This window comes from Ammoniphilus oxalaticus, assembly GCF_003609605.1.
GTDB lineage: Bacteria > Bacillota > Bacilli > Aneurinibacillales > RAOX-1 > Ammoniphilus > Ammoniphilus oxalaticus.
Genome location: NZ_MCHY01000009.1, coordinates 154,041 through 178,396 on the forward strand (window position 1 = coordinate 154,041; position 24,356 = coordinate 178,396).

26 protein-coding genes and 3 tRNA genes are annotated in these 24,356 nt (G+C 40.7%); 10 read left to right on the plus strand and 19 right to left on the minus strand.

The window, feature by feature from the left end; genetic code table 11:
- Positions 1-33 precede the first annotated feature (33 nt).
- From BEP19_RS12165 to yhfH, 3 genes are all read right to left on the minus strand, one after another.
- Complete coding sequence (locus BEP19_RS12165; protein WP_120190192.1) at positions 34-501, minus strand: hypothetical protein; 468 nt, start codon at positions 499-501, stop codon at positions 34-36.
- 391 nt (positions 502-892) lie between these two features.
- Entirely contained in the window at positions 893-1,129 is a 237-nt protein-coding gene (acpP, locus tag BEP19_RS12175; protein WP_120190194.1) for an acyl carrier protein, read from the minus strand.
- Positions 1,130-1,687: 558 nt separating this feature from the next.
- Positions 1,688-1,834: a protein YhfH gene (gene yhfH, locus BEP19_RS12180; protein ID WP_120190195.1), complete on the minus strand. Its 147-nt coding sequence runs from the start codon at positions 1,832-1,834 to the stop codon at positions 1,688-1,690.
- A 279-nt stretch (positions 1,835-2,113) separates the two neighbouring features.
- Between yhfH and BEP19_RS12185 the strand changes: the two genes are divergently transcribed.
- From BEP19_RS12185 to BEP19_RS12215, 7 genes are all read left to right on the plus strand, one after another.
- Positions 2,114-2,644 carry a Gmad2 immunoglobulin-like domain-containing protein gene (locus BEP19_RS12185; protein WP_120190196.1) on the plus strand — a complete coding sequence of 177 codons (531 nt, stop codon included), beginning with the start codon at positions 2,114-2,116 and terminating at the stop codon, positions 2,642-2,644.
- A 558-nt stretch (positions 2,645-3,202) separates the two neighbouring features.
- Positions 3,203-3,279 (plus strand) — tRNA-Glu (locus tag BEP19_RS12190).
- Between the two features lie 4 nt (positions 3,280-3,283).
- Positions 3,284-3,360, plus strand: a tRNA-Val gene (locus tag BEP19_RS12195).
- A 7-nt stretch (positions 3,361-3,367) separates the two neighbouring features.
- Positions 3,368-3,443: transfer RNA gene (locus BEP19_RS12200), tRNA-Thr, on the plus strand.
- Between the two features lie 203 nt (positions 3,444-3,646).
- A complete protein-coding gene (locus BEP19_RS18285) occupies positions 3,647-4,384 on the plus strand; it encodes a glycosyltransferase family 2 protein (RefSeq protein ID WP_120190197.1) in 738 nt (245 codons plus the stop codon).
- Positions 4,385-4,430: 46 nt separating this feature from the next.
- On the plus strand, positions 4,431-5,180 hold the full coding sequence (locus tag BEP19_RS12210) for a GT-D fold domain-containing protein (RefSeq protein WP_120190198.1): 750 nt from the start codon (positions 4,431-4,433) through the stop codon (positions 5,178-5,180).
- A 386-nt stretch (positions 5,181-5,566) separates the two neighbouring features.
- Entirely contained in the window at positions 5,567-5,953 is a 387-nt protein-coding gene (locus BEP19_RS12215; RefSeq protein WP_120190199.1) for a hypothetical protein, read from the plus strand.
- Between the two features lie 438 nt (positions 5,954-6,391).
- On the opposite strand, the gene BEP19_RS12220 is transcribed toward BEP19_RS12215, so the two are convergent.
- From BEP19_RS12220 to spoVE, 3 genes are all read right to left on the minus strand, one after another.
- Positions 6,392-6,871: a hypothetical protein gene (locus tag BEP19_RS12220; protein WP_120190200.1), complete on the minus strand. Its 480-nt coding sequence runs from the start codon at positions 6,869-6,871 to the stop codon at positions 6,392-6,394.
- A gap of 101 nt (positions 6,872-6,972) precedes the next feature.
- Positions 6,973-8,304: a magnesium transporter gene (mgtE, locus tag BEP19_RS12225; protein ID WP_120190201.1), complete on the minus strand. Its 1,332-nt coding sequence runs from the start codon at positions 8,302-8,304 to the stop codon at positions 6,973-6,975.
- Between the two features lie 291 nt (positions 8,305-8,595).
- Positions 8,596-9,696, minus strand: coding sequence for a stage V sporulation protein E (spoVE, locus tag BEP19_RS12230; RefSeq protein WP_120190202.1), 1,101 nt, complete (start codon positions 9,694-9,696; stop codon positions 8,596-8,598).
- Positions 9,697-9,873: 177 nt separating this feature from the next.
- Here spoVE and BEP19_RS12235 point away from each other — a divergent pair, with 177 nt between their 5' ends.
- Both BEP19_RS12235 and BEP19_RS12240 read left to right on the plus strand, forming a co-directional pair.
- The gene (locus BEP19_RS12235; protein ID WP_245983539.1) at positions 9,874-11,028 is read left to right on the plus strand and encodes an FtsW/RodA/SpoVE family cell cycle protein; all 1,155 of its coding nucleotides are present in this window, start codon (positions 9,874-9,876) and stop codon (positions 11,026-11,028) included.
- Between the two features lie 33 nt (positions 11,029-11,061).
- Complete coding sequence (locus BEP19_RS12240; RefSeq protein WP_120190203.1) at positions 11,062-11,667, plus strand: undecaprenyl-diphosphatase; 606 nt, start codon at positions 11,062-11,064, stop codon at positions 11,665-11,667.
- Between the two features lie 19 nt (positions 11,668-11,686).
- On the opposite strand, the gene BEP19_RS12245 is transcribed toward BEP19_RS12240, so the two are convergent.
- The 11 genes from BEP19_RS12245 to BEP19_RS12295 form a co-directional block, all read right to left on the minus strand.
- Entirely contained in the window at positions 11,687-12,583 is an 897-nt protein-coding gene (locus BEP19_RS12245) for a glycine betaine ABC transporter substrate-binding protein (protein WP_245983540.1), read from the minus strand.
- Positions 12,584-12,617: 34 nt separating this feature from the next.
- Positions 12,618-13,472, minus strand: a complete 855-nt coding sequence (locus tag BEP19_RS12250) for a glycine betaine ABC transporter substrate-binding protein (RefSeq protein WP_120190204.1) — start codon at positions 13,470-13,472, stop codon at positions 12,618-12,620.
- A gap of 60 nt (positions 13,473-13,532) precedes the next feature.
- Positions 13,533-14,363, minus strand: coding sequence for an ABC transporter permease (locus BEP19_RS12255; protein ID WP_120190205.1), 831 nt, complete (start codon positions 14,361-14,363; stop codon positions 13,533-13,535).
- Positions 14,360-15,580 (minus strand): quaternary amine ABC transporter ATP-binding protein, encoded by a 1,221-nt coding sequence (locus BEP19_RS12260; RefSeq protein ID WP_211329347.1) that lies wholly within the window; start codon positions 15,578-15,580, stop codon positions 14,360-14,362. The genes BEP19_RS12255 and BEP19_RS12260 overlap by 4 nt, the downstream gene beginning before the upstream one ends.
- Before the next feature lie 14 nt (positions 15,581-15,594).
- Positions 15,595-16,443: a tyrosine-type recombinase/integrase gene (locus BEP19_RS12265; RefSeq protein ID WP_120190206.1), complete on the minus strand. Its 849-nt coding sequence runs from the start codon at positions 16,441-16,443 to the stop codon at positions 15,595-15,597.
- Positions 16,444-16,771: 328 nt separating this feature from the next.
- Complete coding sequence (locus BEP19_RS12270; RefSeq protein ID WP_120190207.1) at positions 16,772-18,154, minus strand: glycine--tRNA ligase; 1,383 nt, start codon at positions 18,152-18,154, stop codon at positions 16,772-16,774.
- Positions 18,155-18,502: 348 nt separating this feature from the next.
- Positions 18,503-19,657: a citrate/2-methylcitrate synthase gene (locus BEP19_RS12275; protein ID WP_120190208.1), complete on the minus strand. Its 1,155-nt coding sequence runs from the start codon at positions 19,655-19,657 to the stop codon at positions 18,503-18,505.
- Positions 19,658-20,117: 460 nt separating this feature from the next.
- Positions 20,118-21,125, minus strand: a complete 1,008-nt coding sequence (gene spoVAD, locus BEP19_RS12280) for a stage V sporulation protein AD (protein WP_120190209.1) — start codon at positions 21,123-21,125, stop codon at positions 20,118-20,120.
- A 2-nt stretch (positions 21,126-21,127) separates the two neighbouring features.
- Entirely contained in the window at positions 21,128-21,607 is a 480-nt protein-coding gene (gene spoVAC, locus BEP19_RS12285) for a stage V sporulation protein AC (RefSeq protein WP_120190210.1), read from the minus strand.
- Between the two features lie 14 nt (positions 21,608-21,621).
- The gene (locus tag BEP19_RS12290; protein ID WP_120190211.1) at positions 21,622-22,482 is read right to left on the minus strand and encodes a DUF421 domain-containing protein; all 861 of its coding nucleotides are present in this window, start codon (positions 22,480-22,482) and stop codon (positions 21,622-21,624) included.
- 14 nt (positions 22,483-22,496) lie between these two features.
- Positions 22,497-22,703 carry a DUF1657 domain-containing protein gene (locus tag BEP19_RS12295; RefSeq protein ID WP_120190212.1) on the minus strand — a complete coding sequence of 69 codons (207 nt, stop codon included), beginning with the start codon at positions 22,701-22,703 and terminating at the stop codon, positions 22,497-22,499.
- A gap of 559 nt (positions 22,704-23,262) precedes the next feature.
- On the opposite strand from BEP19_RS12295, the gene BEP19_RS12300 reads away from it, so the two are divergent.
- The gene (locus tag BEP19_RS12300) at positions 23,263-23,751 is read left to right on the plus strand and encodes a YhcN/YlaJ family sporulation lipoprotein (protein ID WP_120190213.1); all 489 of its coding nucleotides are present in this window, start codon (positions 23,263-23,265) and stop codon (positions 23,749-23,751) included.
- A gap of 40 nt (positions 23,752-23,791) precedes the next feature.
- Here the strand turns inward: BEP19_RS12300 and BEP19_RS17735 are convergent, their stop codons facing one another.
- Both BEP19_RS17735 and BEP19_RS12305 read right to left on the minus strand, forming a co-directional pair.
- Positions 23,792-23,938, minus strand: coding sequence for a hypothetical protein (locus BEP19_RS17735; protein ID WP_170145364.1), 147 nt, complete (start codon positions 23,936-23,938; stop codon positions 23,792-23,794).
- Positions 23,939-24,153: 215 nt separating this feature from the next.
- Positions 24,154-24,342 carry a hypothetical protein gene (locus BEP19_RS12305; RefSeq protein WP_120190214.1) on the minus strand — a complete coding sequence of 63 codons (189 nt, stop codon included), beginning with the start codon at positions 24,340-24,342 and terminating at the stop codon, positions 24,154-24,156.
- Positions 24,343-24,356 lie beyond the last annotated feature (14 nt).

Sequence of the window (24,356 nt, forward strand, 5' to 3'; positions counted from 1 at the left end):
ATGAAAAAGGCTGAACCTTGATTCAGCCTTTTTTTAATCTGAAGTCAATCGTAAGCTTAATAATCTTTTTAGCATTAGTCCAAAACCGACACCGATAAAAATAAATATAATGGGTAGCCAAATCGGGCCAATCAGAGCCCCAAAAAGCTTAAATTGTTTTGAATATATAACGCCAATTGTACCGAAATAAGCAGCGAATACGAAGGCCATGTAAGAGTAAGGCTCACCCCCTCCTCCCGCATCCCGATAAGCATCCCACATTCCAAACAGATAAACACAAGGATAAAACATAAGCCACTGATAATTGGCCTGATCAATCGCTAACTGGATCTCGCCCAGAAAACTAGAGACAATTGCAGTGTTTAGATTCGAATTTACATTGATACTAAATTCCAACAGAAGCAGGACAACTCCCTTTAAAAATCTTCCATTTAAAAATTGACCGAATCCAGGAAACGCAATACTCCAAAACAGTGCCTCAACTGGTTTATATTTATACACCCTAACTCGCACCAACCAGGGCTTTGCATTTGAACCATCTAGCCCCCTTCCCTACTTGATCCATTCCTTTATTTCGGGAACGAAAAATCCCGACCATAAAACAACACTTCAAGCTTTTATGAGAAAGAAATACACGATCGGTTCCCTCCAACACTTGACTGGAGCCATTATAATCAAAGCCCTTATTTCGCATCCAAACGACCTCCATTACATTGATGAATGCTTTTATTATTTGCATAATTAAATAAGTATATCCCAGCCAGGAAAAGAGTCCAGCCAAATAAACCGCAAAAAGCCCTGATCAATAAATGATCAGGGCTTTTTATCGTGGCTGATTCCAATCGTTAAGATCCAGCTTACATCCATTATCTGACTTACAATCAAGCAGGTATTAAGCCACGCGAGCGCTAATTAATTCAACTACTTGGCCTACAGTTTTAAGGTTAGCAGCTTCTGCATCTGAGATTTTTAGATCAAACGCGTTTTCAAGTTCAGATACAATGCTTACGATATCTACAGAATCGACTCCTAAATCGTCTTTAATCGTTGATTCTGGTTTAATGCTATCCCCTTCGATGGCTAAAAAATCGGCAAATAGATCCTTCACTTTAGACAAAATATCAGACATGTTCATTTCCTCCACTTGTTATAGAATAATTTAATATATTTATATATAATAATATATTAAATGAAATAATCAATATATTTTCAATTATTTATTTTTTTATTTTACTTCCATCTTATAACTGTTCAGTTCTGCGCTACGTTGACATCTGACATTTGTCCGCTCCATCCATCGCGCTAATAGGCTCCTAACGACACATTACGCTTGTTGCGGCGCGCTTATCCCCCATTGATCGACACGACGGTGTTGGCGCGTTAGAGATACGCTTATGTTGACCAGTCAACCTACTCGTATACAAGACCATTAGAACGTCTTCAAACCCGACCGATTCTGCGTGAAAAGGTTCAGCCAAATTTTCACTTAACTACCTTAAATTTTAATGTCTTATCTACCCAAGGTCTAGCTTTAATTATTGCCATATTCTTCGTCATAACTCGAAAAGCGATAGCTGCTGAGTGTAGAGGTTGCGCTACACGGCCAACCCGAGCCTAAATGTCGCTATTGAGTCAAGCAGCTGTCGGGCGCAAAGCAACCACTATAAACTAAATTCATTTGCTCATTTTATAACTCGTATATACGATAAAAGCGTTGGGTATCGCACTCAGGGCACTCTGTTACGTAACAGTCCGCCTGTTCAATCAACGTGTTTCCACATCTTGAACAACAACGGTCAGGCAAAGCTCTAAAGAACTCGCTCAATTTTAACATCTTTACGCCACTCCTTTTTGAGATTAAATTTCTATTTGATTTTAGTGTAATATAACAGACTGTTTTAGTAAAATGCTGTTACAGTGAAAAACCACCCCCTATTCTCCCCTTTTCACTTGAACGCTCTCTCACACGCTGTATCAATACACTTTCTTATTTTTCAGGTTGTTATTTAACAGTAAATAGATGTATAGTCACCCAACAAATCCCATAAAATGAAAAAATGAAACTTTTCCTTGTTTAATTCGTCTTATATAGTAAGCAGAGGAGGTATTTTATATGAAAATCTTTTTTAAACCACTTATGATTGGCCTACTCGTTATTGCGCTCGGAGTCGGTTGCAGTCCAACACAGGATGAGGATCAACTGCCAGAAGAACCTAACGAACAAATAGACCCGCAAACAGATGGAGCGCAAGAAGACGGCCAAGTGGAAGCTGACGATGAAACGAGGTCAGAAGAAACAGTAGATGAATCTGAGCCCACGCCTAAAATTACTGCTGAAAACGAAGCATTTCGAATTTACAAACCAGATTCCGATACAGTGATTGAAAATAGACTCATTATTAAAGGAGAGGCGCGTGTTTTTGAAGGAACTGTTCAATACTATTTAGAGGACGGTCATAACATTTTAGCGGAGGGTTTCACCCAGGCGTCAGCGGGAGGTCCAGAGTGGGGTGAATTTGAAGTTGATGTCGAGATTGAACAAGCAACAAGTCCGAATGGAATGTTGATCTTGTTTGAAGAAAGCGCCAAAGATAGTTCCCAGCTTCATAAGTTAGTTATCCCTGTTAAATTCATGATGCCATAACTTCTTACATAAGGAGCTCCGCCTTCGGAGCTCTTTTACATTTATTTACGTTTTAAATCCGTTATACTTAGAATAGTAAGGTAGCGCTTGGAAGGAATTTGTAGTATAGTCATCTGATAAATCATGGTTGTCGTTCAACCGTCAAGGAGCAAATGAAATGAAAAACACTTGCCTTTATGAAACTGAGGTTTGTCCTAACTGTAATGAACAGAAGTGGGAATGGTTAATTTGGTGCGCCAATTGTGGAAACATTGTTTGTTCTACGTGTGTTCATGATAACCATCACGCGAACGGGACCCCATTTGATATCCCTGGACGCGGGAAACGCTATTATGCTGAATAATCGATAATAACTGCGCAAGCCCCTCTCCAACCCAAAGTCCTTTAAAAATCAATGAATCTTAAAAGTATGAGGCTCACCCTCATACTTTTTCTTTAGAAAACCGAAACGTTCAGGTTCCCTTTGTTATTCAATAAAATTTCAGCTTTAAATACTTGTCTTTTTAATTCAATCGAGCTATAATCTTAATTGTTAGCTTGTGAGTCCTTCGTGATAATGGCCCGTTGGAGAAGTGGCTTAACTCACATGCCTTTCACGCATGCATTCAGGGGTTCGAATCCCCTACGGGTCACCATTATGGACGATTAGCTCAGCTGGTTAGAGCGCTACGTTGACATCGTAGAGGTCGGCGGTTCGAATCCGTTATCGTCCACCATTATATGGCCGGCTTAGCTCAATTGGTAGAGCACCTGACTTGTAATCAGGGGGTTGAGGGTTCAAGTCCTTTAGCCGGCACCATCTAAATAACCCACAAAGCATTCGTTAGCGAATGCTTTTTTTCGTCTTTAAACAAAAAACTCGCCATCCCGAAATCTGCTAGGCGATCGACCTCTTTTACCGCTTTTTTCTTCTGCTCTAGGGCAAACGCTCATTCGAATAAACCACTCACTGCATACAAATAGAATAGATGGACTGATATAACGGAAAGGGAGGGATGAACGATTCCTAAATTTACTGTTGTCATCCCAACTTATAATCGGGAAAAGTATATAAAGAAAGCGATTCGAAGTGTATTAAAACAGACTTATAAAGATTTCGAATGTATCGTTGTAGACGATGCTTCCACCGACAATACTCCAAAGATAGTAAAGTCTTTTGGGAATCGAGTCAAGTATGTCCGTCACAAGAAAAATCTTGGAGGTTCAGCAGCTAGAAATACCGGTATCGCTAAAGCAAAAGGGAAATATATTGCCTTTTTAGATTCTGACGATAAATTTCTCCCCAATAAACTTAAAGTTGTTAAAAAGTTTATTAAAAAACACCCCAAAGCAAAGTTCATCTATAGTTGGTATTATCATTCCAACAGCAGAGGGCAAATTACACGCCTGCGAAAAGCTAATAAAGCAAGAAGTTTAAATGAATTGAGATACTTGTTGTTAAGAAGAAAATTTACGATTCGCACTTCGACTGTTGTAGTTAGACGTAATGCTTTTAAAAAATGCGGCAAATTTAGCGAACAGTATCGTCATACACACGATTGGGATATGTGGCTCAAACTCCTCACCCGTTATTATGGTCATTGTATCCCAAAACCCCTCAGCGTATATCGGCAGCACCCTGGGATGATGACCAAACAGAAGAGGAAAGTTTCCTACCAAACAAAAATACGTAAAAAGGCCTTAAAAAAGTATGGCTGGACCCATAAGACGTTAGCCCGTCTAGATAAGGTATTTAAGTAAGGCCAATCTAGACATTGCTAAATGAATTCGGAGGCGATGCTTCAATATGGCTAAACTACTAAAAAAGAGAAAGTTTTTATCTCATAAAAAAGTGTTGTCATTAATTAAGAGGAGAATGAGGACAAAAAGGCCTTTGTCCCTCGTACGCGTTGGTGATGGAGAAAATATTGTACTCGCTCAACAAGGAGTTTGGCCGATTCGCAAAGTATTGCGCACAAAATGGGCTAAAAAATCGCGGAGATCAAACAAAAAAGGGGTCAGTTTACCAAATATGCGTTTGCGCAACCAGATGATCCGCGCGCTGCGCAGAGCGTCCATCGTCGGAATTCCACATCGTAAGGAAAGGCAAATTAAAGCCAAACGGATTTTTTTACGACCCCTGACAGAAAAAAACTTTAGAAAGTACAAAATAAAACCTAGACACGTTTGTCACACGTTTATTAATCGCCATCTACCGGAAAAGAAAGAATTCTGGGATATGCTTAAAGGCAAAAGAGTCATTCTCATCTCAAAATGGGCCAAACAATTTAGACGCTATGTGAAGAATAATTACCCGAAACATCGGATACGAATTATACCGATAAGTTTTTCAAACTATAATCAAATAAACCGAATATTAAAAAGGGTAAAACCGATCAAAGCGGATATTGTTTTAGTTTCAACAGGGGTCAACGCCTTAGTGCTTGTAGATCAACTCGCTCGAACCCAACGGCGGGTTGCAATTGATTTCGGAAAAGCTCCGATGCTTATTTTAAAAAGAGATAAGCGGGTCCGCCCGTGGAAACCTAGGAAGTAAATTAATCTCGTCCATTTGAACGGTCTCGATACTTCACAGCGACAATCGCAAATAAACCAATAATAATGACGCATACTACAGTGACAAGTATCCCTACTAGCATAAAAGCAGACAATTCAATTTTTCCTCCCCCCACTAGTACTATCAATAAATAGTTTACAACAAAAACGCTCTTGTTCCTAGACAGAGCGTTTTTTTAATGCTTTGAACGCGGCATAAAAGGGAAACCTGGAAGCTAGGTGAAGAAAATTACTATTTAAATGGCCGCTACCCTCGAACAATTTAGGTGAAAAGCAAGAATTTGTTATATTTTCATTGCTTCTCCTTCATCGCCTTAGTAAAATCACATTATAGCAACTCAAATTGACAGGAGGACTTTTGGCTCGATGAAAACTTGGTTAATAGTCACATTGATCGTTTTACTTGTTGTAGGAATTGTTTATTTTTTCTTGTACCGAAGGATGAAAGGACAAGCAGATCAATTTAACAAAATGTACAGCGCTCATAAAGATGTCAGAGACATTTTTGTCTTAAATAAAAAGATAGTGAAACAACCCGTGCGCCCCGGTCTTAAATTTCCTAAAGTAAAGACATATCAAGTAGTTGGACGGGTCACCATCTCGCAATCCCAGAAAGGGGCAAACTTTAGCTCAACGCAAAACTTTACCTTCATGATTGAAAAAAAGGAATATGAGAAAATTGACATCAACCGCCGATATCGGGTGGAAGTAGCAGGCAACTACATCGGGAAAGTGTTAAAGAGTAGAAAATAATTTAAGTTAAAAAGAAAGAAGCTGATCCATTCATGCAATGGGATCAGCTTTTTTTTAATCAACCTGGTAACTTTCGTGTTCAGCAGCCTTTTTTATGTTATTTACAGGTTTCGTCCAATCGAATAAACATCGTTTGAATAAATTGTTAATAGCTATCTTGAAAGGGGGACGAGTTTGTGGGCTGCTTGAGAAGAAAAACGAGATCTTCCATTAGGCGCAACAGTTTCCTGATTGTCCTAGTCCTGTATGTTCTGTTGGTTGTTGTTTCACTTGTGCTTGAAAATTAGTAAAGGAGGAATGCTCCATGGGCCGATACAGAGGCGGAGGCAGTTGGTGGTGGATTCTCATCATCGTTTTCATCGCATTTGCGTGTTTTTGGGATGATTAATTAATATAGTAGTAGCAACGCGGCTGTCAAATTTGACAGCCTGTTCATTATTATAATGGAAAGTGAATGAGTAAGTATTTATTACGTCCTTGAGCGGATTGTTGTGTTTGCCGCTGAAGACTTTTTTCCAAAACGGAATAACTTCTGCCTTGTTCAGTAATTGAAAAGCCGTAATTTGCATACTGAGCGATCATTTGTTGATCATGTCTCGCAGCATAGGTAACAATCGAATGTTTATTACGCTTCAGAGCCTCCCGCTCCAATCGTTGCATCACCTTTTTCTCAAAATCTTGCGATTCTTGGCGCTTATTATCCAAAACAAACAGATCCAAAAATAAGAAGCGTTTTTCAAAACGAACAGAGACAAATCCAATCGCTACTTTCCTGCTTTCAATCTTATAGTTTTGATTTCGTTTCAATCTTTCTTCTAGATTGAATTCAGAAAATTGACGGTGAAGTAAGCCCATTTTATTTTCAAAAGAGCTTCTTATATAGTGGAGATTGTCTGTATGTCTAAAAATAATGGACATTACCCAAGCTCCTTTCCAAGTTGCCCCTCCTCTTACCATATGGTGATTTACCTATCTTGGTCCTAGACGCCTGTTCAATTAGTGGCATTTGGGCCTTTGATTTAAATACTTAACAACCAAGTAGCGATTGAAAAATAAATGACAACTCCCATCATATCCACCAAAGATGTGATCAGCGGCGCGCTTGCGGTCGCAGGGTCCCATTTAAAACGACTAAAGATAAACGGCAAGCTCATGCCAATTAAGCTGCCAATGATCACGACCGTAAGCATCGACAGAGCGACAACAAACGCGATTTCAATACCCCCGCGATACAAACCAATGAGTGAGACAGCCAACCCCATCGAAGCCCCGAGTAACGTAGCGACTGTTATTTCCCTTACAAACAATTGAGCCCAGTCCCGTATCCGAATTTCCCCCGTAGCGAGAGCTCGAATCATTAGCGTGGCGGACTGGGAACCTGCGTTCCCTCCGCTATCAATTAACAGCGGTAAAAAAAAGACAAGCGCGATGTGCGCGGAGATCGTATCTTCAAAAAATGCAATGCCAGCCCCTGAAAAAATATTGAAAAACACAAGTAAGACTAACCAACTAATCCGCTTACGATAGAGGAAGAATATCCCTGCTTCCTTTAAGCTTTTACCCAGCTTAGAAACGGTCGCCATTTTGTGGAAGTCCTCTGTTGTTTCTTCTTCATCTACATCAATCGCATCATCGACCGTCACAACACCAACCAACTTTCCTTGCGATGTTACAGGCAGCGCGATAAAATCATACCTCTTAATTAAAGTTGTGACTTCTTTTTGATCCGTATTCACATCAACAGCAACGACACGGCCACTCATAATTTCCACAATTCGTTGCTCTAGGTCCGCTACGATCAAATCTCGCAGGGAAACAACCCCAACTAAATCGTCTAGTTGATTGACTACATACAAATAATAGATCGTTTCAGCATCGACAACTTCTCTTCTCAATTGCTCAAATACGGTTGCAACTGTGTCCGTTTCCTTAATGTTGATAAACTCCGTCGTCATGACAGATCCGGCTGTTTGTTCAGGATATTTTAAAAGGCACTTTACTTCTGCCGCATTTTGCTGGTTCATTTTCTTCAAATACAATTCTTGCGTTTCTTTTGGTAATTCCCCTAAAAAATCAGCAATATCATCTAAATACATATTGTTTATGACTTCAACAGCATAACTTACATGTAGTTCCGAAAAAATCTCAATTTGTTGCCAAGACTCAAGTCCTTGGAAAATTTCCGCAAACTCCTTTGGTGAGAGATAATGATAAACTTGGTCCCGCTGTTCTTTTGAAAATGTCGTAAGCAGTTCCACCTGATCCATCGGGTGCAGCTCGAGAAAACGCGCCCGAAATTTCCTCACCTTTCGATCTTGCAACAATTGAACAATCTGACGATTAGAATTCATTCGGATTCCCTCCGATCACGAATCCACTGTCTCCTTTGAATGACTCGGATATAATGGATTCGATCCCATTTTTGCGATAATCATTGAAGTGTTTAAGAGCCGATACGATAAACAACGACTACTGTCCATTCCCATCCCCCCTCATTCATTTAAAAAAATAAACAGTACCTAGTTTAAGGTATGCGCAGACCGCCCACTTGGCTAGAATAAAAAACAACCTTCATTCAAACGAACGAAGGTTGTCATAACTTCCTCTCATGATACCATATATTATAGGACGCAGAAGTGAGCCTATCGTGAACTTATTTCAACATATCGCGATATATTCAGTAGCACGCCGACACTTGCTAATAACAAAGTAAGTGAAGAACCGCCATAACTTAGAAAGGGCAATGTAATACCTGTGATCGGAAGAGATCCTGTCACAATTCCTACATTAAATATCACCTGAATCCCAATCATACTAACGATCCCTGCCGCAAGAAAACTTCCAAATGAATCTTTGGCCGTAATCGCAACCCGATAGCCCCTCCAAAAAAACAGCAAAAATAACAATAAAATAAACATCCCGCCGACAAAGCCTAGTTCCTCAGCCAAAATAGCAAAAATAAAATCATTATACGGCTCTGGCAAGTAATAAAACTTTTGTCTACTCATCCCTAAACCAAGCCCAGTTACCCTACCCGAACCTATCGCGTAGAGTGATTGCACAAGCTGAAAGCCAGAGTCAAACGGGTCTTGCCATGGATCAAGGAAGGAGGTGACCCTTTTCAACCGATACGGCGCGGCTAACGTCAGGATGACGATGCCCGCGCTCCCAATTAGCATCAATCCCGCTAGGTGACGGATGCGGCAGCCAGCAATAAAAATCATAAGTAGAGCAGTCCCTAACAAAACAATGGCCATCCCAAGGTCAGGTTGCAACATGATCAAAAACAACGCGATCCCAACTGCAAATAGTGGCGGGAACAAACCTTTGCGCAATGAATCAAATTGGTCCCGACGCTCAGGTAACCATTTTGCCAACAGGAAGATCAAACTTAATTTTGCAAACTCGGATGGTTGAATGCCAAGACCGTGGATTCCAAGCCACCTCTTGGCTCCTTTAACATCCTCCCCGACCACTAATACGAGCGCAAGTAAGATGCAAGCGATCACAAAACTTGTTTTCGCCCACCTTTTCCAAAATGAATAATGGATATGAATATTAACAAACATAAGGATAACCCCAAGAATACCAAACAAGAGCTGTCTCTTAACAAAGAAAAAGGAATCTCCTTTTGTTGCCGCAATGGCGCTGCTAGAACTGTAAACCATCACCATTCCTACCGCAAGAAGAATTAAGACAGTTAAAATCATTAAAAAATCTGGGGTTCGCTTTAACTTTTGCACCTGCGCTCACATCCCTTGATCTTGAAGTAAAGTAGATTTCATTATCATTATCAACGGTAGAGCGCTGATTTAACCACGTTAATGGAAAACAATCCAATTGATTATTTAACTATTTAATTCGTTATGCGTTATAATGACAGTTGAGTTTTTACTTCTATTACAAGATTGGGTGACAAAATGAACGGAATCATGAGTAGTGAATTTATAAAAAAAGTTAAAAAAATAGACTTCGTAATCCTTGGAGTATTACTGGGTCTTCACCTGATTAGTACGCTTGCAGTTTACAGCGCCACTTCGAGCACCACGCTCGAGGGGCTTTATAAAAATAACCTGATTTATTTCGTCGCCTTTTTCTTGCTTATGATTTTCATGTCGCTACTTGATTATCGGCCATTAGTTGAACGATTCTCCCCTATTATGTACGGGTTTGGAATCTTGTTACTCATCCTTCTACTTTTGACGGGCAAGAAAGTGAACGGTTCAATCAGGTGGATTCATATCGGCTCGTTTGAATTTCAACCTTCAGAACTAGTTAAAGTTTTTCTTATCTTTTATTTAGCTAAGTGGCTCAGTCGACGCGAAGGGGAGTCATTAAGGTTTATACGTGATGTCATTCCAGCCTGCATAATCAGCTTATTTCCCGCAGCCCTTGTCTATAAGCAACCGGATATGGGAACGGCGATTATTCTCGTCGGTATTTGTTTGGGTATGTTATGGATCGCAAATATTCCCGCCAAACAGTTTGTCATAGGAATTTCTTTAATCGTTTTTGCAATTGTTCAAACAACTGTTTTATATTTTACAAAATTTGAACTATTATCTACATTACTTAAACCGCACCAACTAGGACGAATCCAGACCTTTTTAGATCCCGTCAATTCTCCAGACGGAGGTTGGCATGTTGTTAATTCAATGACGGCGATCGGGTCAGGCCAATTAGTAGGTAAAGGTTATATTAACGGACACTATGTTCATGAAGGTTTTATCCCTTACGTTTACTCCGACTCTATCTTTGTTGTGATCGGAGAAGAATTTGGTTTTTTAGGGTCCAGCGTGTTACTCTTGTTGTACATTGTGCTCATCTACAGATTAGTTGAAATCGCCATGAAGTGTACCGATATTAAAGGCGCGTATATTATCGTTGGTGTTATTTCGATGATCTTTGCCCAAGTGTTTGAAAACATTGCGATGCACATCGGTATGATGCCGCTGACAGGAATTTCTTTACCTTTTGTAAGTTACGGAGGTAGCTCTCTGTTGATCAATATGGCGCTCATTGGCGTAGCGCAAAGCGTAAAAATACATCAGAATCGTTTTGGATTTATCGATTAAGGTATCCGCGTCGTTTCTATCGGAGGATTTTTTATGAACTACGAACTTTTTTATTTAATTAATCAATTAGCGAATCAAAATTCAATTTTGGACACTTTTATGATCTATGTAACAAACGGGGCTATTTTTATTTATGGGATAACCTTAGTGTTGTTGTGGTTTATTAACAAGCACTATCGAAAGGTTGTTATTTACGCGGGCTTCATAAGTTTTCTAACTTTGCTTATTAACTTTATTATTCGAAAAGTATATGTCCATCCTAGGCCTTTCGTAAATCACGAGGTTCAATTGTTAATTGATCACGCTGCTAACAACTCGTTTCCAAGCAATCATACTTCTGGGGCATTCGCCTTGTCGATCGCTGTCTTCCTATTCCATCGGAAGCTAGGCTCCTTTTTATTATTGCTAGCTGTATTTACAGGATTTTCAAGAATCTTTGTCGGTCATCACTATCCATTCGACATCCTTGCAAGTATTCTGATTGCCTCTACAGTTGGGGCACTTGTCTATATGAGCAGAACATTTTTAGATCGCTTTGTTCAGGCTTTGTTAAACCTTTATGATCGGTTACCGATTTTAGGCGATATCCCTACAATCCAATCAACCTCATCCACAAAAAAACAGGTAGATAGTCCGTAGACCTTCTACCTGTTTTTTATTAGGACTTAATCATTTCTTTCACCTTGTCCTCATTTTCTTCAATCCACTTTTTTGCCACTTCTTCCGCTGTCATTCCTTGATCCAGTTCCACGATCATCTTCTCAATATCTTCTACTGGAATCTCCCACTTACTTAAGAAGTCAAATACATCAGGCGCTTTTTCCGCTAAACCATTGTGGGTGATGACGTGAACCTGAGAAGCCTTAAAGAATTCCTTTGGATCTTCAATCACTTTCAGGTCAAAGTCAACAAACATTGGGTGCGGACGCCAGCCCAAGAAAATAACAGGCTTCTCCGCTTGAATTAACTTTTTCGCTTGCGCTAACATTCCTGACTCGGATGAACCGACATATTCGAGGTCCAAGCCATAGGCTTCGATTATTTCACGGGAAGTATCGCTCATCGGCGCGCCTTCTTCGATCCCATATACGGTTCCCCCGAATAGGTCTTCTTTGCCTATTAAGTCTTCAACGGAATTAACATCCTCCACATAAGTCGGAACCACCCAACCTAACTCTCCATCAGGATAGCTGACAGCCGTATCTACAATTTTATCAGCGTACTTCTCCATGAAGTTCTTATGCATATCTGGAAGCCAGGCATCCATAAATACATCTGCGTCTCCTGTAGAAAGCCCTGTGAACACAACGCCCACATCTGCCGCTTTAATCCCCACTTCATAACCCATATCTTCTATGATTTGCTTTGCTATATAAGTCGGAGGGATTGTGCTTGTCCACGGCGTTTCGCCAATTGTTATGGTCACGTTCTTGTTTGACTCCCCTTCGGAGGGAGCAGTTCCTTCATCAACATCTGCTCCGCCTCCTCCACAGCCTGCCAAAACAAGCCCTGCAACAGCGAACGCGCCAAATCCTCTCATAATCAATCTTTTCAAAATAAAAGACACTCCCTTACGGTATATTGCTGTTTTATTGTCCGATCATTTCTTTCACTTTATCTTCATTTTCCTCAATCCATTTTTTCGCCACTTCTTCTTTAGTTGCTCCTTCATCCATTTCAGAAATCATTCGCTCAATGTCATCCACTGGAATACTCCATTTGCTCAAGAACGCATACGCTTCAGGCGCTTTTTCCGCAAACCCTTTATGTGTGACGACGTTTACGTCTGAAGTCTTAAAAAATCCCTTTGGATCATCCAAAATCTTTAGATCGAGATCAATAAACATCGTGTGTGGACGCCAACCCACAAACAGAATTGGCTCCTCTGTTCGAATGGATTTCTTAGCTTGAGCTAACATCGCAGATTCAGACGAGACCGCGTAATCTAAATCTAAATCGTATCCTTCAATCACTTCGCGAGACGTTTCAGTAATACCCGCGCCTTCGTCAATCCCAATAATTTGATTTCCAAAGAGGTCCTCTTTGCCGATTAGATCTTCAACTGAATTGATATCTTCCAAATACGTTGGAACGACCAAACCAAGTTCCCCATCTGGATAACTTAAAGATGTGATATCAATTTTGTCTCCATACTTGTCCATATACTCTTTATGGGTATCCGGTAGCCAAGCATCCATAAAAACGTCAATATCTCCGTTAGATAACCCTGTGTAAACAACCCCTGCCTCAGCTGCTTGTACCTTTACTTCATAACCCATATCCTCTAAAATTTGTTTAGCGATATATGTCGGCGGCACCGTGCTCGTCCATGGTGTTTCGCCGATTGTAATCGTTGCGTCATCCGTTCCTGCCCCTCCGCAACCCGCTAAAACTAACCCCGCTATGGCCAAAACGCCGATTCCTTTTTTGAAAAGTTTTTTCATCTGTCAAAAACAACTCCTTATTTAGATATCTATAAGTAACAGCATGAATGCTATTATTTATTAACTAACCTTCTTGCCAATCCCCTCGGTGACACGGTCTAAGATGATGGCTAGCACAACAATCCCAAGCCCGCCGACCAGACCAACACCTACATTCACACGGGTAATACCTGACATGACAATCGACCCTAAACCAGGGGCTCCAATCATCGAAGCGATAACCGCCATTGATAAAGCAAGCATAATCGTTTGGTTAATACCCGCTAATATCGTTGGTAAAGCCATCGGCAACTGCACTTTTATCAACATCTGTCCCGATGTTGAACCGAACGCGCGCGCAGCTTCAACAACATCTTCCGGAACCTGCCTAATACCAAGGTTTGTTAAACGAACGGCTGGTGGTGTCGCAAAAACAAATGTAGCGATGACAGCGGGAACTCCGCCAATCCCAAATAGAAGAATAGTTGGAATGAGATATACGAAGCTAGGCAAAGTCTGCATAAAGTCGAGTATCGGTCGAACGATTCGATCAACACGATTATTCTTTGCGCACCATATGCCTACAGGGACACCCACAATAATGGAGAAGAGTGTGGCTGTTAGGACAATAGCTAAAGTTTGCATTGCTGCATCCCATACCCCGACAGACCCAATAAAGAACATTCCTATAATACTAAAGAGCGCCATTCCTTTTCCAGCTGTCCGCCAAGCGATTAATACAATCATCAACGCAATTAGTTCTGGCGGAAGCCACAATAGAAACGATTCGAAGTTGTCTAAAAATAGAGAGATAGAGTCTCCAATTTTGTCGAAGAACGGATAGAAGCGTGGAATAAACCATTCTTCGAATGAATTGGTCCATTGCTCAAGCGGAATCTGAAAATAATTCACGCTCCAATCACCTCCACGTTATTCTTTTTTCCAGTTGCTTCTTCCTTTCCTAAAGCGAGTCCGCTTAAAATCGATACACGCGAAACAATTCCTTGGAATTTTTCACTGGAAACAACGGCGATTGGATATTTTGTTTCGGCTGAAGCGTAGATCAATTCATGCAGCGGTGTATCTGGCGATGTTACATGGTAGTCCTGAGTCAACATTTCCTCGACCCAATAATCACCCTTAATTGCCTCTAGCGCCGCGTCAATCGTCAATAAGCCTTTTAATTTTTTATCTTTATCTACAACGAAGATACTTGAAATCCCGTTTTCCTCCATCATCCGAATCGCCACACGCGGACCATCCCGCCAAGCGGTAACAACATCAGGTTGTTTTAAGACGTGTGACGCAAGCAAAACTTTTGATCGATCGACATCCTGCACGAATGTAGAAACGTAATCATTCGCAGGGTCTGTCAAGATTTCTTCTGGCGTTCCGATTTGTACAATGACGCCGTCCTTCATGATCGCAATTCGATCCCCGATTTTCAACGCTTCGTCCAAATCATGTGTAATGAATAAAATTGTTTTCTTTAATTTACTCTGCAATTGAACCAGCTCATCTTGCATTTCCTTTCGAATCAAAGGATCCAAAGCGCTGAATGCCTCATCCATTAGCAAGATATCAGAGCCTGTCGCTAAAGCCCGAGCCAATCCAACACGCTGTTGCATTCCACCGCTTAATTCGGATGGTTTTGAATTTTCATATCCCTTTAAACCTACGACTTCAATTGACTCTCGCGCGCGTTGCTCTCTTTCAGTCTTTGGCGTATCTTGAATTTCTAAACCGTACTCTACATTTTTCAAAATTGTGCGATTAGGGAATAAAGCAAAGTTTTGGAATACCATCCCTAACTTTTTTCTTCTTGTTAACATTAATTGTTTTCTATTCATTTTCGTAATATCATCGCCGTCGATTAAAATTTCACCCGCAGTCGGTTCGATTAGACGGTTAATCAGGCGAATCAACGTCGACTTTCCGCTTCCGGACAAGCCCATGATGACAAAAAACTCACCGTCTTTCACTTCGAATGAAGCGTTATTAACACCTACTGTCATCCCCGTGTCCGAAAATATCTCTTCTTTTCCTTCACCTTTTTTTAATCGCTCTAACCCATCTTGTGGTCTTCGTCCAAAAATCTTGATGAGATCCTTAACCACTATATTTCCCACGTGTTACACCTCCGCTAATGATCAAAATACTGAATTGTACTTTGAATCGTTTTATGTCCTGCCCACTCTTTAATTTGTTCAATAGGCGCATTCTGTTCTACTAATCTTCTACAAAAAGTATGTCTCAACATTTGACATGTAATTGGAAATTCTGTTTTTGCGCTGAATCCCTCGACAACAAATTGAATCGAACGTGGTTGCATATGCCCTGATCTTTCTGTCACAAATAAAAAGGGACTGTTTTGATGAAACAATTTAGAGGATTGTGAACGATGTTTCATCCATTCGAGGAGTTTCAATTGAAGATTTGATTGAATGGGGACTCTGCGCCTTTCTTCTCCATCCTCATAGATGACAAGATCGCCATAATCCATTGAATTAAACTCTAATAAAGATACTTCTTCAATTCGTAAACCCGCGTACATCATAATGTGAATCAACGCTTCATTGCGAGACTTCCTAAAAGGATTTCTCTCAACAGAAGCTACTTCTAACAGATGCCGCTCTTCTTCTTGACTTAACCAGCGAGGGCGATCCCTTCTATCTTCGTCTAAACGCAACCGTTTCGCCATCTGCTCCGTTAAAATTTCGTTTTCTATTGCCCATCTATGGAAGGATGTAATAATGGAAACCCATTTATTAATCGTTGCTGTCTTCATTCCTCTTCCGACCATTTCATCACGAAATGAAATGACATCCGCTTGACTCAGATGGGATAAATGTTTGTTCCTTACTTCCAACCAGTCTAAAAAATGCTTGACCTCCGCTAAATACATCTTAACTGTGCTCGGCTCTCTCTTATGACTTAAATACATTTTATAGTCCGCAAGCCATGCTTCATGTTCAGGCCAAAGAGGTTGCAAATATCATTCACCTACCTTCGGATCACCCGCAAAAGCTAACGAAATTCTATGATGAATTAAGTTCTACGATGAGTATAACAATGAGTGAGCGATCGACACAATTTGTATATATCCTGCTCAGTTCTTATAATTCTATCTATATATAGATTTTCAGCAAACTAAATGGTATATCCTTAGAATTCGACTGTATCTGCTCTTATTTCCTACCCTTTACTCCAATTCCATAATGGTGAAGCATAATTTGGACACAGATGAGTTTATAAAAATAAAAAGAGGTGCTCAATAGGTTTTTTAACATATAACCTATTGAAAACACCTCTTTTATAACTTAAAAATCAATCTTTTGTTCAATAAATGCTTTCAATTCATTGATCGGCATTCTTACCTGTTCCATCGTATCTCGATCACGAACAGTAACTTGTCCATCTTCTTGAGAATCAAAATCATACGTTATACAAAATGGGGTGCCGATCTCATCATGACGTCGATAACGCCTGCCGATTGAACCTGACTCATCAAAATCAACGTTAAAATGACGAGACAATTCTGTAAATACTTCAAGCGCCTTGTCAGATAGTTTTCTTGATAACGGGAAAATAGCGGCTTTAAAAGGAGCAATTGCCGGGTGCAAATGCATCACCGTACGACTATCTCCGCCTTCTAATTGTTGTTCTTCAAACGCATCGACTAAGAAAGCTAATGTTACCCGATCCGCTCCAAGGGACGGTTCGATACAATATGGAACATAGCGCTCATTTGTTTCTTGTTCAATATAATTGAAGTCCTCGCCTGAATGTTCCATATGTTGCTTTAGGTCATAATCCGTTCGATCCGCAATTCCCCATAATTCTCCCCAACCAAACGGAAATTTGTATTCAATATCGGTTGTCTGATTACTGTAGTGAGATAGCTCGTCTTCTTCGTGATCTCGTAAACGAACGCCATCTTGACTTAACCCTAAAGATAACAGCCAGTCATAACAGAAATTTCTCCAGTATTCGAACCACTTTTCATTTTCGCCAGGTTTACAGAAAAATTCAAGTTCCATCTGCTCAAATTCGCGTGTGCGGAACGTAAAGTTACCTGGTGTAATTTCATTACGAAAACTTTTTCCGATTTGTCCAATCCCGAAGGGCAATCTTTTTCGCATCGTGCGTTGCACGTTTTTAAAGTTTACAAAAATCCCTTGGGCCGTTTCCGGGCGCAGAAAGATTTCATTGGCGCTGCTCTCAGTCACCCCTTGAAATGTTTTAAACATGAGGTTGAATTGCCGAATATCGGTATAATCTCGCGATCCACAATCTGGACAAGCAATCTCGTGTTCCTCAATTAAATTCATCATTTCTTCAAAAGAGAGCCCATCAACGACCATTTCGATATCCTTTTTAAATAAGGAGTCCTCAATAATTTTGTCCGCCCGATGACGCGCTTTACATTGCTTACAATCAATCATTGGGTCATTGAAACTGCCAACATGACCTGAAGCGACCCATGTTTTTGGGTTCATCAGAATTGCCGCGTCTAGACCGACATTGTACGGGGATTCCTGGATGAACTTCCTCCACCAAGCGCGCTTAATGTTATTTTTCAATTCTACTCCAAGTGGACCATAGTCCCACGTATTCGCTAAACCCCCATAAATCTCAGACCCCTGGAAAATATAACCTCGGTGTCTAGCTAGAGAAACAACCTTTTCCATCGTTACACTCATATTCCATCTCTCCTTTTGTGATAAAGTGATTCAAATTAGAAAAAGCCCCCATCCCTGAGGCATTTTCCATGCCTAGGGACGGGAGCTATTGCACCCGCGGTTCCACCCTAGTTGACGCAATCAATCATTGCGTCCCCTTTATAAGAAATAACTCTGGATTGCCGTTTCCCTGTTTTCTTGTTTGGGCTTGCACTCACCCCAAATCGCTGAATTACCGAATTTATCAGGTACTATTGATCCTTCATCGTTAATATAAAATACTATTTGGTCATATCGTACAAAATCCGCATGTAAAAGTCAAATGAACGCAAGTTTCAAATAACCGTTGGCTTTACTTACACCCTTTATCTACCTTTCGTTAATCGCGACAACGGGACGCAAAGAGGGCCCTTGGTAGGCAGCAGTCGGACGAATCAACCGATTGTTCTCGTATTGCTCAAGAATGTGGGCCGTCCAACCTGAGATTCGACTCATTGCAAAGATGGCAGTATATAAATCCATCTTGATTCCTAATACATAGTATACCGATGCGGTATACAAATCAACATTTGGCCATAACCCTTTTTCATCATTTATCACTTCAAATACTTTTTCTGTCATTAAGAACCACTTATCATTTCCTTGCCGCTCCGCTAATTCACGAGACATTTCCCGTAATTGCTCGGCGCGTGGATCCATTGTTTTGTATACACGATGACCAAAGCCCATAATTTTCTCGCGCCGATCAAGTTTTGCTTGTACGTAGTCTTCCGCTTTTTCGATATCACCAATTTCAAGCAGCATATCCATTACTGCCGTATTCGCGCCTCCATGTAACGGACCTTTTAACGTCCCAATTCCTGAAGTGACCGCGGAATAAACGTCCGACAAAGTCCCTGCTGTAACACGACAAGCAAAAGTAGAGGCGTTAAATTCGTGGTCCGCATGCATAATTAGGCCAGCGTCCATGATACGAACTTCATACGGATCCGCCTCTATACCTTTTAACATATATAGGAAATTAGCCGCAATCGATAATCCTGGCTTCGGCTCAACTAAATCCAAATCATTCCTTGTTCGTTCAATCGCCGCCACAATCATCGGCAACATTGCCACTAATTTAACCGCTTTACGATAATTTGCTTCTGGCGTCATCTCTTCCCCTTCATCGTCAAATGACTTCAATAAAGAAACCGTCGTGCGGAGCGTGTCCATCGGGGCGCTGCGCTTAGAAATAAGTTTGATCACATCGACAACTTCAGTTGGCAATGATTGATACTCCGCAATTTGACGTTTCAATTGGTGCAATTGCTCAACGCTCGGCAGCTCCCCATTCCATAATAAATAGACAACTTCTTCGAACGTTGTCTTTTCTACGAGTTCTTTAATATCATATCCGCTATAAAGCAATCGCCCTTCTTTTCCATCTATAAAACAAATTTCCGATACCCCTGCTTGGACATCTTCCAATCCAGCCGCAACACTCGGCTCAGGTTTGTAGTTGTTCAATTTCGTTTCGTTCATGCTTCTATTCTCCTTCCTCATTCAACATTTCACTATTTCTATTTATATGAGTCATATGACCCATTCTAGTCCTCGGTAGAAGAAAGAGCGCTCAGTATGAGCGCTCTTCTATTCATTCTGCTCTAACACATCATCGGAGTAGGTGTCGGATATTTTGTCCCGACAATCCCAACATTCACTTCTGGTTCTTTCTATTATCGCTAATTCTAATCCACAATGCACACAAACGTCGGGTCCCATACATATCCCCTCCATTCATTTCATTAAAAACAAGCTGTCTTGAATCGTTATCATGTATTATAGCATGACCACTCTACAGCTTTAAACGTTTAATTTTAAAATGTTCTAATAGTCAACTTGCTCTTATCTTATCCACGTCATGTGGATAACTTTGTGGATATCATGTTAAGATAGCTGTGGAATGAATTGTTTTATCCACATTTCTTAACGATCAATGACATTAATGAAGCATATTTTCGATTGCTACCGCATGGGCAATACAAGGAATGCTTTCATTTTGCTGAAAACTAATTGGAGATAACAAAGCGCCCGTCGCTACGATTAAAACTTTGTTTAATTCGCCCCGTTTCATTCGATTCAAAATATGGCCGTAAGTCACGACGGCCGAACACCCGGCCCCGCTAGCTCCAGCAAAAACAGGTTGCTTCTCAGTATAGATCATCATTCCACAGTCCACAAAGCGCTCATCCATTTCAAATCCATGTTTACTTAACAAATCTTTCGCTATCTCGTAACCAACCCCGCCTAGATCCCCCGTAGCAATCAAATCATAGTCATTAGGCGAGCATTGCAGATCGCGAAAATGAGCAACCAATGTGTCAGCAGCGGCGGGAGCCATTGCCGCCCCCATATTAAATGGATCCGACAACCCCATATCTACCACCCGACCGAGCGTCGCAGAAATAACATGCGGGCCATCACCCTCTTTACTTAACACCACTGCTCCAGCGCCTGTCACCGTCCATTGCGCTGTTGGTGGCTTCTGCGCCCCGTACTCCGTTGGATAGCGATATTGTTTCTCCGCAGTGGAGTTGTGACTAGCGGCGCCACACAGTACATAGTTTCCCCCGTTATTGTTAATAATCGAGGCGCCGAGCGCCAAACCTTCCATCGATGTGGAACAGGCGCTAAACAAACCAAGGTAAGGACATCCTAACGTTCTGGCGGCAAAACTACTCGTTATAATCTGATTCATCAGGTCCCCGGATAGAAAAAATTGAATATCCGCTTTTTTCAAGCCCGCTTTTCCAATCGCGATTTCACATGCCTCTTCGAGCATTTTTTTTTCAGCCTTTTCAAAACTGTCCTGACCTAACCATGTGTCTCCATGAAGAATATCAAAATCGAGCGCTAACGCTCCTTCTGCTTCAAAAGGTCCGCCAACGGCCCCAGCTCCCTGAATGACCGGCCTATTTACAAATACCCAAGATTGATGCCCTTGTAGCATGGTTAGAACCCTCCCAATTTTAAAATAGACAATTTCACGAGAGTCACAATAAATGCAGCAACAACACCAAACACAATCACTGATCCGGCCAGCTTAAAGATATTCCCGCCAACGCCAAGCACATAACCCTCACTTCGATGTTCAAGCGCCGCAGATGCAACAGAGTTCGCGAATCCGGTCACAGGAACAGCGGATCCGGCTCCAGCCCATTGTCCGATATGGTCATAAACACCGAGACCGGTAAGTAAAATTGCAATAAAAATAAGGGTTGCCGCCGTCGGATTTGACGCCGTTTTTTCCGTAAAATCAAAAAAGGTCATATAAAATTGGGATATTAACTGGCCTAGCGCGCAGATTAACCCGCCGACTAGAAATGCCTTGACACAATTTATAAGTATAGGGCGCTGCGGTTCCCGCTGTTTTGCGAATGCCTGATATTGCTGTTGTGTCGGTGTTAATTTCTTGTTTTTCTTATCGGACATTTTTTACCGCCCCCTTATCTAATCAATTTGCTCCTGAGACTTTGAGCGACCTCCTCAATTACTTCCGAGCTAACTTGATATTGCCGCTTCACTTCAGGTTGATCTGTATCTAACGCGAACATTGCCAAGTCAGCTTCACACTTTTTTAGTGTCGCGTATAATAGCTCTTTTGTCTTCGGTTTTGGAATCTCGATCGCATCATCAAACAAATCAACAAATAGGTCTCCATTTGCATCGACTTGTCCAATAAAAACATTCGCTAAAGAGATGCCTATTTTATCCAGCTCGGTCTGTAACCATTGACGGTTTAAACCTTGGCCTGTTAATGCCTCATCCATAATATTTCCATCTAAAACAACTGTCTGCGGTTCCGCTTGAGAAGCGACGGCCCATTCTAAATGCTTTGGAGTAATCGGGGTTTGCTCAGATTTCAACATCACACTGACTTCACCGTTTGCCTCCATGACTGCAAATTCGACGTCTGCCAAATGGAAAATGTTTTTCCGCCTCAATTGGCTTAACAATTCCTCAGGGGTATATTGAACTTCTTTTAAATTGTCCTCTAATACTTTTCCGCGCCGAACTAAAATCGTTTCCCTGCCCCGAAATAAATCATGAAACCACTTGCTCTTCATTGTCAAAACGTTGAGTCCAATTAAAAAAAGAACCCAAGCGGTTAAACCTAACAACCCATTTACCAAGTTGGGTATGACGTTAAATGCAATTAATGCAGCGGCTGTTCCAATTGTAATTCCAACCACAAAATCACTGTACGTCATTTGAGAGATCTGTTTTCTTCCGACAATTCTCAACAAAGTGACTATAAAAAGAAACATCAAAAAAGAGCGGATAATCATCTGGACCCAATCTGGCACATTAAAGCCCCTTTCTAAAATCCTTTATATTGCGGTTCTTCAAATTCAAGAATAGAGATGCGTTGTTCTAACATTTGCACCACTCCCTCAATCTTTTTTTGACTATTTTGAAACAATAACCGCTCTTCCTCTGTCGCAGATTGAAGACTGTACAGTTGTAATGTAGCTAAGGCCCCCTTTAAACTCGCTGTTGTTTGTTTGACTCGAGATGCTACCGTCATAATAGTTAACCTCCTCTTTTACCGTAGTTATTTTGTCCTATTCATTATTAAAAATGTAAAACAAAAAAGTTCCCGATAAGGGAACTTTTAGATGTTTTGTTTATTTAACTTTTGTTGGGCTTTTAAACTCGTCCGCAAAACAATCCATGCAGTGAGAGTCTTTCTCTTCTATCTCAAATTTTGTTAACTTCACTCCACAGCTTTGGCACTTTTTATCAAGTAAAGTAATTCTCACGGTGCTCTCCTCCTACTCCATCTCCATATTTTTAATTTTTTAAAGATTTATATTTCTCTATTATTACTATAACAGATTTTCAACCACATTATAATGTCAATATTATGACTATTTGATTGAGCAAGTATAAAGGAGAATTTTATCAATAAAAAACCCCCTCTCCAGCAAGTTTATAGTGGCATTGAACGAATTGCTGGAGGGGAGCTCATGATTATGTTGTCCGCATTGACAAGCATTATTCAATTTTTTTTGATAGGATTATCTAATTTTTACCTGAATATTGAGATCTCAAATACCTAACTCTACATTTAAGGAGGTGCTACCTTGAGTTACCGCATTTTCAAAATAACATTTTTGGCGCTTTCAATCTTTTTAGTAACTGCATGTACCCTCGCCCCTCAGCGAAATACGTTAGAGGAGATGTCTTATCGAGCAGCAGGTTATGACGGAAATCAACCCCGAGTTTTATCAGATGAACCGATCAAACACTTTGAACAACGTGTAGAAGGGATTTCAGGTATTCGCAATGCAAGCGTCATCCTCTATGGAACGGATACGATGATCATCGGCATCGACACAACGGGATCCACTCACCCGAACATCATTGAAAATAAAGTGAGGCAAGAATTGCAAGGGGAAACAAATAACTACCTAATCTATGTAGTCAAAGACAAGGAATATCCTGATCTTCATGCGCAAGTGAAACAAATAAGCGATCGACTTGAGTATGAACAACCGGTTAGCGAACAAGAGTTATACGACGTTGTTAATGAAACATGGAAGACAGTCGTTCCATTTAATTTCGGAAACTAATGGGGTCATTGGGAGAGGGGAACGGCCTGTCCGCTTTTCCCTATCCCGCTTCATGTTCATTGGATAAATATTCGACCCATTTCGCGCGCCACTTTTCGCGTCGCTCATCTCGCGATCCTTTATATAATCGCTTATACCTTTGCCATCTTTCTTTCCATTCAAGTCTTCTTAGCTTTCTTTTTCTCATGGCTTACTCCTTTCCAAATCAATTGCGTTTAGATTTCTTTCAAGCTTGTCCTCAAAGATCCCCTAAGATGGATCGTATCCGCCGCATTTTTTTACTGAATTCACTCCCATTTATAAACAGTATGGAATCTTTATTGAATTCAGTTAAATATTATACATCAAATATTGGCAAAAAATAAGAGGCAATCCCTTTTGAAGAGGAAGGCCTCCTTAAATTTACCCGTTTAATTCAATTAATAAATCCCTCATTAATCGAAGTCGTTTATCGATTCGCCGCAGCAAATCATTATAATCCCACTTTTCCTCTTCAGTTAAATTTGAGTCCTTAAGTTTAAGCCTTAGTTCCTTCCTCTTGTCCTCTAATTCCTTTACACTATAGGTTTGCTCAATTGTCTCTCTGTCCACGATACTTCACTCCT